The organism is Streptococcus oralis, from assembly GCF_001588645.1.
Classification (GTDB): Bacteria; Bacillota; Bacilli; order Lactobacillales; family Streptococcaceae; genus Streptococcus; species Streptococcus oralis_AB.
In genome coordinates this window covers 176240-189382 of record NZ_LAYF01000003.1, presented here as the reverse complement: position 1 = coordinate 189382, position 13143 = coordinate 176240, and the positions used below count along the sequence as shown (strand labels likewise).

The window sequence follows — 13143 nt, the reverse complement described above, 5'->3', positions numbered from 1 at the left end:
CCTACCATTTTTTGACTTGTTCAACAATTTCTTCAGCTGCCTCTGCTGTTCTAGCTACAATTAAGATAGAATCATCATCAGCTAGACAGCTAAAAATATGTTCAGAGAATGTCTCAACCAACTGACTCTTCACAAAAATAGTATTTCCAGGAATGACAGAAAGGTTGATCATATTTCCCATTAACTCAGAACTCACAATATTATCCTCAGCCAACTGCAAACTTTTGACGATTGATTTTGGCAACTCATAGATATAGGTGTTGTTCTTCAAAGGAATTTTAACAATTCCAAGTTCTTTGATGTCCCTTGAGACAGTAGCTTGAGTAGCAGAAATACCTGCTTCCCTCAAGTACTCAACAATTTCTTCCTGAGTCCCGATCTGGTAATCCGTAACAAATCTTCTAATTTTTTCAAGTCTCTCTTTTTTATTCATCTTTAAATTCTCTATGTGCTCTCTCTACAACTTTTTCTATTTCAGGAGCAACTTGGTTACTTGCTCCCTCTTCCTTTTTCAAATATGCCAGAAATTCGATGTTTCCATGTCCTCCTTGGATTGGTGAATAGTCTAATCCAAGCACTGAAAAACCTTGTTCAACCGCCATAGCAGTGACAGATTCAAGGACAGTTTGATGAACCTTGGCATCGCGAATGATTCCATTCTTCCCAATCTGCTCACGACCTGCTTCAAACTGGGGCTTAACCAGAGCTACAATTTGACCTTGATCAGCCAAGACGCGGTGCAAAGCAGGCAAAATCAGACTGAGGGAAATGAAACTCACATCAATACTGGCAAAGCTCGGTTCCTGCTCAAAATCAGTCTTTTCAGCGTAACGAAAATTAAACTGCTCCATGCTGACAACCCGCGGGTCTTGGCGTAATTTCCAAGCCAACTGATTGGTGCCAACATCGACTGCAAAGATCAACTCAGCACCATTTTGCAACATGACGTCAGTAAATCCTCCAGTGGAAGCCCCAATATCAATCGTTGTCGCTCCCTCGACTGACAAATCAAAGACCTCCAAGGCCTTCTCTAGTTTTAGACCACCTCGACTGACATACTTGAGTTTTTCACCCTTGAGTTTTAGTTCAGTGTCATCTGGGATTTTCTCTCCTGGTTTGTCAAAGCGTTCTCCATTAAGGACTGCTACGACTAGTCCAGCCATGACACCGCGCTTGGCCTGTTCTCGCGTTTCAAACAAGCCCTGTTTATAAGCTAGTACATCCACTCTTTCCTTAGCCATTGATTCTCAAACTTTCTACTATTTTCACAATCGGTGCTGTTTCAAAGGGAACCTGCTGGGCAATTTCTTCTAATTTAGCCTCGGCTTGATTCAGAGTTTGGTTACAAAAGGCAATGGCCTCTTCCAAGCCCAACAAGGCTGGATAGGTTGATTTTTCAGCCTGCAAATCCTTTTGTGGAGTCTTGCCGATTTCCTCAAAACTAGCTGTCACATCCAGCACATCATCTCGAACTTGAAAGGCCAGCCCAATCAATTCACCAACCGTTTTCAATTTTGCTTGGATTTCTGGCGCTAATTCTGCTATGATAGCGGCGGCTTGGAAAGGATAGGCTAGTAATTTTCCAGTTTTATTGGCATGAATGGTCTGGAGTTCTTCCAAGGACAAATGCTGGTGTTCGCCTTCCATATCTAAAACCTGCCCTGCAACCATGCCTAGACTTCCTGATGCAAGGGATAAGTTGGCAATCAAGTCCACCTTGATCTGACTTGGCAAATCCGCCTGCGCTATTAAGGCATAGGGATCTAGGAACAAGGCATCACCTGCCAATATTGCCATCGCTTCGCCAAATTTCTTGTGATTTGTCAAACGCCCTCGACGGTAATCGTCATCATCCATGGCAGGAAGATCATCGTGAATCAAGCTCCCTGTATGAATCATTTCCAAAGCCGCAGCCACTTGAGCATGTTCTGGTCTAATAGTAACGTGCAAGGATTCCAGAACCTCTAGCAAGAGAAAAGGCCGAATTCTCTTGCCGCCAGCATGAATGGAGTAGAGAACAGACTCTCGTAAAATAGAAGCAAACTGCTGGTCTCCATAAAAATTTTCCAAAGCCAACTCAACAAGAGCTAATTTTTCTTGCTTCTTCATTCAAAATCACTTTCTGTTCCGTCTTCTTGCATGACCTTGACCAAGGTCTTTTCAGCCTTGTCCAGCGTCGCTTGGAGTTCTTTTGACAAGACCATACCCTTTTGAAAGGCAGCAATCGCATCTTCCAGAGCAATTTCACCATTTTCTAAACTTTGGACAATGCTTTCCAGTTCTGCTAGATTTTCCTCAAAATTCTTTTGTTTTGACATCTTTAACCTCTAATTCTACTTGACCATCTCGCATCAAAAGCGTCACTTGGTCTTTTTTCTTTAAACTCTCAACCGAATCCACAACGGACTCTTCTTTTTTGACAATTGCATAGCCACGCGCCACAATTCGGCTCGTATCCAACATCAGCAAGGCTTCCGAAAGTCGCTTGACCTCAGCAACCTTGGCGTCATAAACCAGCGCCATTTGGCTACGAAGGAGCTTGTCCAACTGACCTAGGCGGTCTTGATAGCGTTGGATTTTGGTTATAGGTGATAATTGTACCAATTGATGCGTCCTTGCTTGGACTAGTTGGTTGCTATCAGAAATCCGTGTTCGCAAACTTTGTTTTAAGCGCAGTTGCAGTTGGTCCAAACGTTGCAAATAGCCATCATACAAGCGCTCTGGTTGTCTAAAGATGACCGACTGACTGCATTTTTTTAGAGCTTCTTTTTTCCTTGACAGGACATTCTGAACCGCTGTTGCCATTCGTTTTTCTTGATTTTGCAAATGGGTCAAGAGATCCAACTTAGTTACAGGTGTTGCCAGTTCAGCTGCAGCCGTTGGCGTCGCCGCTCTGCGATCCGCCACAAAGTCAGCCAAGGTCACATCCGTCTCATGTCCAACACTGGAAATAATTGGCAAACGGGATTCAAAAATAGATCGTACCACAATCTCTTCGTTAAAGGCCCAGAGATCCTCGATCGAACCCCCACCACGACCAATGATGAGGACATCTAGATCCTCACGCTGATTGGCACGAGCAATATTTCGTGCTATTTCCTCAGCAGCTCCATCTCCTTGCACCTTGGTCGGATAGAGAAGGATATCGACACCTGGGAATCGTCTGCTCACGGTTGTGATAATATCCTGGATGACCGCGCCACTGCGACTGGTTACTACACCAATTCTCTTAGAAAATTGGGGCAGAGGTTGCTTGAAGCGTTCTTGAAAGAGACCTTCTTCCGTTAGTTTTTTCTTTAGTTGTTCAAACTGAATCGCAAGCGCCCCAACCCCATCAGGTTCAGCCTTCTCAATGATGATAGAGTAGCTCCCGCTGGGTTCATAAACCTGAACACGCCCAATCACATTGATCTTCATACCTTCTTCCAGGTCGAAACCTAATTTCTGATAGATCCCTGACCAGATGGTCGCTTGAATAACTGCATGGTCATCTTTTAAGGAGAAATATTGGTGAGTAGGTCGTTTACGAAAGTTGGAAACTTGACCAGTTAAATAGACCCGTTCCAAGTAAGGGTCTTTATCGAATTTCATTTTCAGATACTTGGTCAAAGTTGTTACCGATAAATACTTTTCCATCTCCACCTACTATTCATTTTCTTGCTTTTCCATGAGTATTATTATACCAAAAACATGCTTAAAAATCACCTTTTTCCTACTGAAACTAAAGGAAAAATAGAAAAAGGAGGCATGGCCTCCTCATCTGATTATTTGCTGTTTCGTGCTTCTTCCAAAATCTTTGCAATCTTGGTGGTCAAAAGGTCGATAGCAACGGTATTGCTGACTCCCTCTGGAATGACGATATCGGCATAACGCTTGGTCGGCTCGATAAACTGGTGGTACATGGGTTTCACCACACCCAGATATTGGTCAATCACGCTATCCAAACTACGGCCACGCTCCTCCATATCACGCTTGATACGACGAATAATGCGCACATCATCATCCGTATCCACAAAAATCTTGATATCCATCAAATCGCGCAGACGCTTGTCCTCCAAGACCAAAATCCCCTCAACGATAAAGACATCCTGAGGCTCCTGACGATAGGTCTTGCTACTCCGTGTATGCTCTGTATAGTCATAAGTCGGGATGTCCACCGGACGTCCTGCCAACAATTCCTTAATCTGCTCGATCATCAAGTCTGTATCAAAAGCAAATGGATGGTCATAGTTGGTTTTGACACGCTCTTCAAAGGTCAAGTGAGACTGATCCTTGTAGTATGAATCATGCTCAATCATGGAAATCTTTTCATCAGGAAAGTGCGATAAAATGGCTCTTGAAACACTGGTTTTACCACCACCAGAACCACCTGTCACTCCGATAATGATTGGTCTATTTTGCATGCTATCCTCCGTTTTTTTATCCGTCGTCTATTCTATCATATTTTTTGCAAAATTTATAGTCTGATTTGGATAGCATTTCGGGAACTCGTTTGATAAATTTCAATAGAAGGACTTTACATTTTTAAGAAAAAATTTTGACATCTATAGTCGATTTTATCTTTTCCTCCTATGAACTGTTATTTTAATATCTTTTGTGTCTGATTAAATTACTGATTTAGGTTTGAGTATTCCCTCCATAAATCTTAGCTTCATCTCTTCCGAGTTTTTATTATTCTCAACTTAGCTATTTTCTCCAGTTTTATTTTGAGTTCCAACTTTAAATGCATAGTTTTATCTCTGGATAAAAGTTCCTTTTCAATATCCATAATTCCTTTAACTTCTACTAATTCAGATTTCAATTTTACAAATCCACGACTAGCATTCCTCGGTATTCTCAAATTATTTTTTTGTATTACTATTTTTACAATTTTTCGTAATACATGAACTAGCACTAAACTTAATTTAAGAAGATGTAGTATAACAATTATAGAGTGACTAAAATATTAAATAAGGGATTTAATCCCAAAATTTAAATAATCACCCAATTATAGAAGCACAATCTTCTTCAAAATGTTCAAAACTTTTTCCACTTTCTAAATAGTACATAACAACTTCCTCTATTAAGTGTTTTTTTCTGAATCTATCATTGTCTGAATTAAATAAATTCGAAAAATTTATTGAAGAACTGAATTCTTTCATATATTGATAATATTTATTTAAATCATATAAATTATTTTTAATAAACTCTTCTAATTCCACCATTGTTTGTACAGAATTCATATTATTGTGAAATTCTTGATTTGAAAAAATAATATTTTGAGAATTACTACGAATTTTGTTAATCTCCAAATTTAATTTGTAAATAACAGAACTATCATTTTCTATTCTGCTTTTTAAATGCTTACAGATTAGAAATCCAAAATAATTTTGATCAAACCAATACTTATCTTCAATCTTTTCAGATTCACTATATTTTTCATAAGTTATTAATAGATTTTTTATGTAGGACTTTAAGATAGATTTTGTTAAAGTTAGCGGATTTTTTGCTAATGTAGTCAAAATTTTTTGAAACTCTAACTTAACCCTATGATTGTAGGTTTTTTCAATACTATAATTATCAATAAAATTCTTAATTCGTTTGTGATAAAGATTATTTTCATAAGAAAAATTAACTCTCGGGAAAAAACGATTATCTGAATCATCAAATATTACCTCAAAATAATCCTCAATATCGAACTCTTCAAAATAAGGATGAATTTCGCTTTTTTCCTTTATTCGAGACCTTTCACTATGTTTAGAAGTATTGCATTCCCCACAACATTTGACTAGATTAATTGGTAGAATTGCAAGTCTAGGTTCACCAAGTTTTTGACCATTTTTCTCTTTTCCACTCTTAGGAATAATATGCTCGAGTGTTACTTTAGTTGAAAATACTCCTTCACAAATTGGACAAATTGCTTGATTATTGCTATTTTCAACAACTGGAAACTTTAGAAATAATCCTTTCGATTCTTTTCGGATATAACTATCATACCAAGAAAGTTGAATCTCACATTGTGACCGAATTAGATTAACATTTAATTCATACAACGAACCACTACTAGCTTTATTCTCATATTCTCTATCTAATTCTGTTAAAAAACTACGAAGTGCCTCTTTATCAGAATTTTTTGGTAATACCTTTATCACTTCTTCTATAGACGGATATTCTTTGGCTACTCTTTTGATAAGACTTCACCTGCTCTCTCTATCTCATCTTTCACTACAAGATACTTCAGAAAAGCTTCATCTCCTAGATAATGTCTATCTTTGTAATATGGTAACGGATCAATTTTTTCTAAATCTTCTAAATTTTTTTCTTCAATTCTCTCAACAATTTCGTCTCTTCGACTGTTAAAAAAACTATTATATCCTGTTTGTTGCAATTCTACTCCATATACATTCTTATAAAGAGTATCTAAATTTTGTCCATAGGTCTTGTAAATAATTGATTTTAACATATGTTTATAATCTAGTCTATAAACATTACAGTGGGGAATTTCTTGAATAATTACTGGCGAGTGTGTAGCAATTAAACAGAAGGCTCTTCTCTCAACAACAATTTTGGAAACAGCTCTTATAAATGCTTTTACCATTGGTGGATGCATAAAAGTTTCTGGTTCATCAAAAATCACCAAGCTTCCTTTATTAATACTTGAAACTAGCTTGGTAATATATAAAAGAATAGTTGCTTGCCCTGAACTTAGGTTGTCTATTTTCTCTAGGTCTTCTTTTACAATATCTCTATCTAGAAAAGCATCCTGAATTTCATCTACCCAAGATTCAAATTTAAAGAATTCCAAGCATTGTCCCCACATTTCTAACTTTTCTTCAGAAGCAATTAAATCAAGTAATAGATTTTGAATATAGAATATAAAACTTTCTTTTATGCTTATATTCTCCACATAATCATCTCTAAGATTATTATTATCAAGATAATCTTTTAATAAGCTATGTATATATTTCTTACAATCATCAGGGGCTTTCTTTAAAAGTTCTAAAATTGGAGGATGCTTCACAGAAACAAATCCTACTTTCTCATAAATTATTTCACCATCTGAATCTTTTCCTTTATCACTAATCTCCTCTCGCTTACCATGTCTATTAAAACAAATTTTATTGTCAAATGGACTTAATGAAAAGTGAAGAATTTGTGAAAATTTATTGTCACCCTCCATATGTTCTCTTATTATTTGGTTGATTTTGTAGGATTTTCCACTACCATTTCCACCAACTATTGCAAAGACATTCATTGGCAAATCTGACATTCTATTTTTTATGAAATTTAATTCCCCTTTATCTATACCATCTTCATCGAAACTATAATTTATAGATTCTACTCTGTCGTCTACCGCCTTCTTTATATTTGTTTCTTTCTCAGAATAATGCACCATAGAATCAGTATATCCAAAAACGGTTAATGGATGAAATACTTCCTTAATTTCTTTTAAAGTAGTTGTTCTTAAAAACGAATTATACAAAAAACTATGAAACTTACCATTAGGTGGATTAAAAACAAGATTTTCATCTTTTAAATCCGACTCTAATAAATATTTTTTAGCAAACCTATCCAATACACTCGTGTTATAAGCGAGATCTCTAGATCGAGCGAACCATCTTTGGCGATCTTTATAAGAAAGATATTTTTTTAAAAATTCATAATACGTCGCTTCACCCAAGGAACAAAAAAACTCATGGGGATATTCTCCTCTGCCATTTTTTAAATAATCTTTAGTAGCATTATTATTCGGATTAACTCGTAGCTCAAAAATTTGTTCCCAGATTTTAAGATTAAAAACTAACTTATATCCATAATCATCCCAAGTACTCGTTTCTAAACACATCTGTTCTACAAAATCATCAAAGCTCAAAGAAATAACCTTCTGCAAGGCTACCAAATACTCCTCACTATTCTTTTCAACTTTTATAAAATGACATGTGAAGAAGTCTTGTGTAATGGTAAAGTAACTTTGTCCAATAAGACTTTCGAATTCTGTTAACTTATTATTTTTTGTAATTTCAATATTTCCAGTTTTAGGAGTATCGGTCAACTCTGTGATAACAAAATAATTTTCTAAATCAGAATTCCAATTTATTGCTGACTCTGCAAACTTATTAATAATTAAAAAATTACTTTTTTCATATTTTTTTTCTAATTCCTTTATGTCATACTGAACTAATATTCCTTGTTTAATTATTTTATAAAAACTACTTCTACTTTTTAACCAATCAATTTCAGAGTATTCACTCCTAATTTTTTCAATAATTCCGCTAACAGTCATAATAAAGCAATTCCTTTCTTTTTTATTATTATATCAAAATATATTTATAAAAGAATTAGTTTGTTTAATATTATATGTAATATAGCTTGAGTACTTACCTTTTCGAGATGAATATTATTTAGATCTTGTATTATTAACACTTAATAAACAATCACTCCGTCATATCTTCTTAAATCTAATAATGATAAGTTGTATAAGAAAAAAGACTAGCATAGAACTTTCCTTGGCTTGTAGAGATTGCCCCGTTTTTCTAGAATTGCTAACAATTTATCATCTTCAAAGGCAGCTAACTCCTTATCCGATTGTTCTAGATCTATAAAACGACCAAAGCGGACTTCTGTAGCCTCTTCTGGAGTTAGGAAAACTTTGACAAGGTCCCCTGTTCCAATTTCAAGAGGGTGGAGAAAGTCCAGTTGCCCTGCCTCTACTTTTTCAGCAATTTCTTTCAAAGTCAAGGCATCTTCTAACTGCAAACCAGCTGCACTAGTACGTGTTAGGTGGGACATATGGGCCGCATAACCCAGCTTCTTACCTAAATCAACCGATAAGGTACGGATATAAGTCCCCTTACTGCATTTCACACGAAAGGTAAAACGCGCAAGTTCGCTCTCATAAGAAATCGGACTTGTCCGTTCAAATTGATAAATAGTCACCTGACGTTCTGGACGCTCCACTTCCTGACCAGCACGCGCATACTCATAAAGCTTGCGACCATTAACCTTGACAGCCGAGTACATAGGCGGAATCTGAGTAATAGGCCCAGTCAGACTCGCAATCGCTTCATCGACAGTGGTTTCATCCAAGGGCGACAAAACAGGTGTCTCTGCGACCACTTCTCCACTGGCATCCTCAGTCGTCGTTGAATAACCAAGAGTGATCTCCCCCTCATAGACCTTACCCTCATCCTGCATGAACTCGACCATGCGGGTCGCCTTGCCCACCGCAATGGGCAAAACACCCAACACATCTGGATCCAAGGTCCCACCATGACCAATTTTCTTGGTTCCCAAAATCTTACGCAGCTTAAAAACAGCGTCATGCGAGGTCATCCCCGCTTCTTTTTTTAAATTGATAATACCGTTCATGTGTTTTTTTCTCACTCCCCCTTCAGCGCATCAAACTTGGCTTTCATAGTTGGGTTTTTTCGGGTCAATTTTTTAACCGAAACATCTTCCAATTTGTTATTAGCGATGCGGAGTTGGTTTTCGGATGTGGTTAGGAATTTCTTAACCTCTTCCATCCGTTTGATGGCCTTGTCAATTTCATCAATAGCTTTACCAAAGTTAGTTGAAGCTGAATTGTAGTTCTTGGCAAAGGCTAGTTTAAAGGCATCCAAATCTTCCTCAAAATGTGTAATATCGATATTTTGCTCTCGAACCAAGGCCAACTCTTGCTTGTATTTAAGTGAATTAAGCGCTGCATTACGCAAGAGCCCAATCAACTGAATAAAGAATTGAGGACGGACCACATACATCTTTTCATACTCGTGGCTGACATCAACAATCCCTGTGTTAAAGTAGTCGTTATCTGCTTCTAGCATGGTCACCAAAACGGCATACTCACAGTTCTTTTCCCGACGGTCCTTGTCTAATTCTTTGTAAAAATCCGAGTTCTTATGCTTCTTCTCTGTTCCATCCGCTTCATTTTTCATTTCAAACATGATGGAAATGAATTCTAGACCATTTTCATCAAAATCACGGAAGATAAAGTCCCCCTTAGATCCACGCGCAGAGAGCTGGTTATCCTTCTCAAAGTAGGCATTTGGAAAGGCAAAACTACGAACCTTGTTAAACTCACTCTCTGCATACTGTTCCAGGCTTTCACCGATAGCTTTTGTGGATTGTTGAGCTTTAAAATTCTTGTAAAACTCGACCTGTTCACTGGCTGCCTTGAGCTGAGCTTCGTAATTTTGCTTAACAGAAGCCAAAGATAACTCATTTTCCTTTTCTTGCAATAGGAGCTGATTTTTGACCTGATCACGCTCTCTTTCTAAATCAGAGAGAGTCTTTTGGAGTTGGTTTTCATGCTCTAAACGCAAGGTAGCCAATTGGGTTTCCAAGGCCTGCACTTCCTTGTCCTTTGCTAATAAGGCCTCATGGCTTGTCTGTTCAACTTCTTTCTTAGCCAATTCTTTCTCTGTATCAAAGTTTTGGATTTGACTCTGCAATTGCGCAATTTCTTGGTCTTTTTGAGCCAGTTTAGACTGTTGTTCATTCATGGCCTTTTGCTCAGCCAAGGCCAGCTCCTGCTTCATGCGATCGTGCAATTCCTTATCAAACTCAACCGTTCTCACTTGGGATAAAAGTTCGGCATACTGACTTTCATTTACTGTAAAGACTTCCCCACAGTTGGGACATTTGATTTCGTTCATAACTTTCCTCTTTCTAGACTTCTGTAACCATTATATCATGCCTGAGGGAAAATCAAAAACAGTGAGTCGAAACCCACTGTTTATATCTGTTACTTTAAATTTTTTCCAAGGCCAAACGCAAATCTTCAATCAAATCCTCTACATTTTCAAGACCAATAGACAAGCGGATTTGGTTTGGTGTAACACCTGCTGCTTCTAGGTCTTTTTCTGACAACTGACCGTGAGTGGTTGTCGCAGGATGGACAACAAGCGATTTGGCATCTGCTACGTTTGCAAGGTCAGAGAAGATTTCCAGATTATCAATCACCTTGCGGGCTTCTACCTCTCCACCTTTGACATGGAAGGTAAAGATTGAACCAACACCTTTTGGCAAATATTTCTCAGCCAAGGCATGGTAAGGACTGTCCGCTAGTTTTGGATAATTTACCTTCTCTACCTTAGGATGATTTACAAGGAAATCAACAATTTTCTCTGCATTTTGCACGTGACGTTCAACACGAAGAGAGAGAGTTTCAAGCCCTTGGAGCAAGAGAAAGGCATTAAATGGTGACAAGGCAGCACCTGTATCACGGAGCAATTGAACACGAACAGCGATAATAAAGGCTGCTGCACCCACATCACGAGTATAGCTCAAGTTGTGGTAACTTGGGTCTTCCTCAACAAATTGAGGGAATTTCCCTGAAGCTGCCCAGTCAAAACGACCGCTATCGACAATCACTCCTCCAATAGTCGTACCATGCCCACCGATAAACTTAGTTGCTGAGTGAATGGAAATATCTACACCGTGAGAGAAGACGTTAATCAAATATGGTGTGGCAAAAGTATTGTCCGAAACGAGAGGAATCTGGTGTTTATGCGCAATCTCAGCCAATTTTTCCAAGTCAGGAATGTTAATCAAGGGATTCCCCAAGGTTTCAATCAAGACAAGCTTTGTATTGTCATTGATAGCTGCTTCCACTTCTTCCAAATTATCCACATCGACAAAGGTAGTTGTGATTCCATAACGAGGAAGGGTTTCCTTCAAGAGATTGAAGGTCCCACCGTAAATAGTTGACGCAGCCACCACATGGTCACCTGCGTGAGCAAGCGCCAAAATAGTGTAGGTTACAGCAGCCATACCTGATGCTGTCGCTAGTGCTCCAACACCACCTTCAAGAGCAGCGATTCTTTCTTCAAATGCCGCTGTTGTAGGGTTGGTAATACGAGTATAAATGTTCCCTGGTTTTCTCAAGGCAAACAAATCAGCACCTTCCTGCGTGTCATCAAAAACAAAGGATGTTGTTTGATAAATCGGTACTGCACGAGATTTGGTCGCTGGATCAACTACTTGCCCAGCATGTAATTGTAGAGTTTCAAATTTAAAATCACGAGTCATAAGACGACCTCCAAATAGCTTCATTAGGGATATTGTATCATCTTGGGCTAGTCTTTTCCAATACTGATTTTCTATATTTTGATATAAGGAACAACTATGACTAGTCTTACACATCAAACAAAAAAGCACGATTCACTCGTGCTCATTTCTTTAATCGACATAAGTATCTTCATTTTTATTGAGGAAGGCGTATGGCAAGCCCATCAAGAGACCTCCTCCGATAAAGTTTCCGACAAAGGTTACACCCCAGTGACGAAGAATATTAGGTATGTCAAAGTTAGCAATTGAATCAGCTGCAACACTGAACTTAACAATCGCAAAAGAAGCAAAGTTCGCAGCAATGTGTTCGTTTGTTAAGAATACAAACATGTAAATTGCTGACAAAACAAGCCAAAGTTTAGCCCCACCGTCTTTCACCAAAACGAATGAAAGAATGGCGATGTTTACAAAGATATTGGCTAAAATACCTTCAAGCAAGACTAGCTCATTGGAACGACCTAACTTCATCTCTACAACCCCTGAAATGAAGCTATCATGTGTTAGATTTGCATAGGCTGCTGAGTGGGCAAAGCCCCAACCTGCTATCAAGGCTCCGATAAGGTTGAACAAGGTACAGTAAAGCAAAATCTCAGCTGTTTTTCTCCATGAGATTTTTTTCAAGAAACTACCAGCTGTCAAAAACATCATATTTGAAGTCACCAGTTCAGCATTCAAGAAAACAATGTAGGCCAATCCCCAAGCAAAAACAAATGGGAAGAGAAAACGTCCACTACCTGGAGCGATCTTATTAATCAAGTCAGCCCCAACTGCGCCCGCAGCCGTACTAAATGTTAGAAAAGCACCTGCAAACATGGAACGAATCGCATACTTAAACTTACTTTGGCTATAAAGACTTTCTTTCTTCTTGCAAGCAAATTCAATCTTTGAAATAAATTCTGAAGAGACCATAAAAAACTCCTAAACTTTTATTTGTGATAATTATAACATAATTCTTGTTTTCTCGAAAGCGTTTTCTGTGAATTTCTAAAACATTTATCTTAAAAATCTTTATCGTAAAGCTTACAAACCCTTTTCATAAGAACTATTTTGATCCTATTTTGTTAACATAAAAACCAGTGAAATAGCACTTCACTG

At 37.9% G+C, this 13143-nt stretch carries 12 protein-coding genes; all 12 read right to left on the bottom strand.

The window, feature by feature from the left end:
• Position 1 precedes the first annotated feature (1 nt).
• On the bottom strand, positions 2-433 hold the full coding sequence (locus tag A0739_RS02365; protein WP_001034410.1) for an arginine repressor: 432 nt from the start codon (positions 431-433) through the stop codon (positions 2-4).
• Entirely contained in the window at positions 426-1241 is an 816-nt protein-coding gene (locus tag A0739_RS02360) for a TlyA family RNA methyltransferase (protein ID WP_061586933.1), read from the bottom strand. The genes A0739_RS02365 and A0739_RS02360 overlap by 8 nt, the downstream gene beginning before the upstream one ends.
• Positions 1234-2109, bottom strand: a complete 876-nt coding sequence (locus A0739_RS02355) for a polyprenyl synthetase family protein (RefSeq protein ID WP_061586932.1) — start codon at positions 2107-2109, stop codon at positions 1234-1236. The genes A0739_RS02360 and A0739_RS02355 overlap by 8 nt, the downstream gene beginning before the upstream one ends.
• Positions 2106-2318, bottom strand: coding sequence for an exodeoxyribonuclease VII small subunit (locus A0739_RS02350; RefSeq protein WP_061586931.1), 213 nt, complete (start codon positions 2316-2318; stop codon positions 2106-2108). The genes A0739_RS02355 and A0739_RS02350 overlap by 4 nt, the downstream gene beginning before the upstream one ends.
• Positions 2296-3636 (bottom strand): exodeoxyribonuclease VII large subunit, encoded by a 1341-nt coding sequence (xseA, locus tag A0739_RS02345; protein ID WP_061586930.1) that lies wholly within the window; start codon positions 3634-3636, stop codon positions 2296-2298. The genes A0739_RS02350 and xseA overlap by 23 nt, the downstream gene beginning before the upstream one ends.
• Before the next feature lie 128 nt (positions 3637-3764).
• The gene (gene udk / locus A0739_RS02340; protein WP_001181376.1) at positions 3765-4403 is read right to left on the bottom strand and encodes a uridine kinase; all 639 of its coding nucleotides are present in this window, start codon (positions 4401-4403) and stop codon (positions 3765-3767) included.
• Between the two features lie 576 nt (positions 4404-4979).
• Positions 4980-6131, bottom strand: a complete 1152-nt coding sequence (locus tag A0739_RS02335) for an HNH endonuclease signature motif containing protein (RefSeq protein ID WP_231082559.1) — start codon at positions 6129-6131, stop codon at positions 4980-4982.
• Between the two features lie 26 nt (positions 6132-6157).
• A complete protein-coding gene (locus A0739_RS02330; protein WP_061586929.1) occupies positions 6158-8263 on the bottom strand; it encodes an AAA family ATPase in 2106 nt (701 codons plus the stop codon).
• 206 nt (positions 8264-8469) lie between these two features.
• Positions 8470-9348: a tRNA pseudouridine(55) synthase TruB gene (gene truB / locus A0739_RS02325; protein ID WP_061586928.1), complete on the bottom strand. Its 879-nt coding sequence runs from the start codon at positions 9346-9348 to the stop codon at positions 8470-8472.
• An 11-nt stretch (positions 9349-9359) separates the two neighbouring features.
• Complete coding sequence (locus A0739_RS02320) at positions 9360-10634, bottom strand: DUF2130 domain-containing protein (protein WP_061586927.1); 1275 nt, start codon at positions 10632-10634, stop codon at positions 9360-9362.
• A gap of 94 nt (positions 10635-10728) precedes the next feature.
• Positions 10729-12009, bottom strand: a complete 1281-nt coding sequence (locus A0739_RS02315; protein ID WP_061586926.1) for an O-acetylhomoserine aminocarboxypropyltransferase/cysteine synthase family protein — start codon at positions 12007-12009, stop codon at positions 10729-10731.
• A gap of 150 nt (positions 12010-12159) precedes the next feature.
• On the bottom strand, positions 12160-12957 hold the full coding sequence (locus A0739_RS02310; RefSeq protein WP_000254787.1) for a formate/nitrite transporter family protein: 798 nt from the start codon (positions 12955-12957) through the stop codon (positions 12160-12162).
• Positions 12958-13143: the final 186 nt, after the last annotated feature.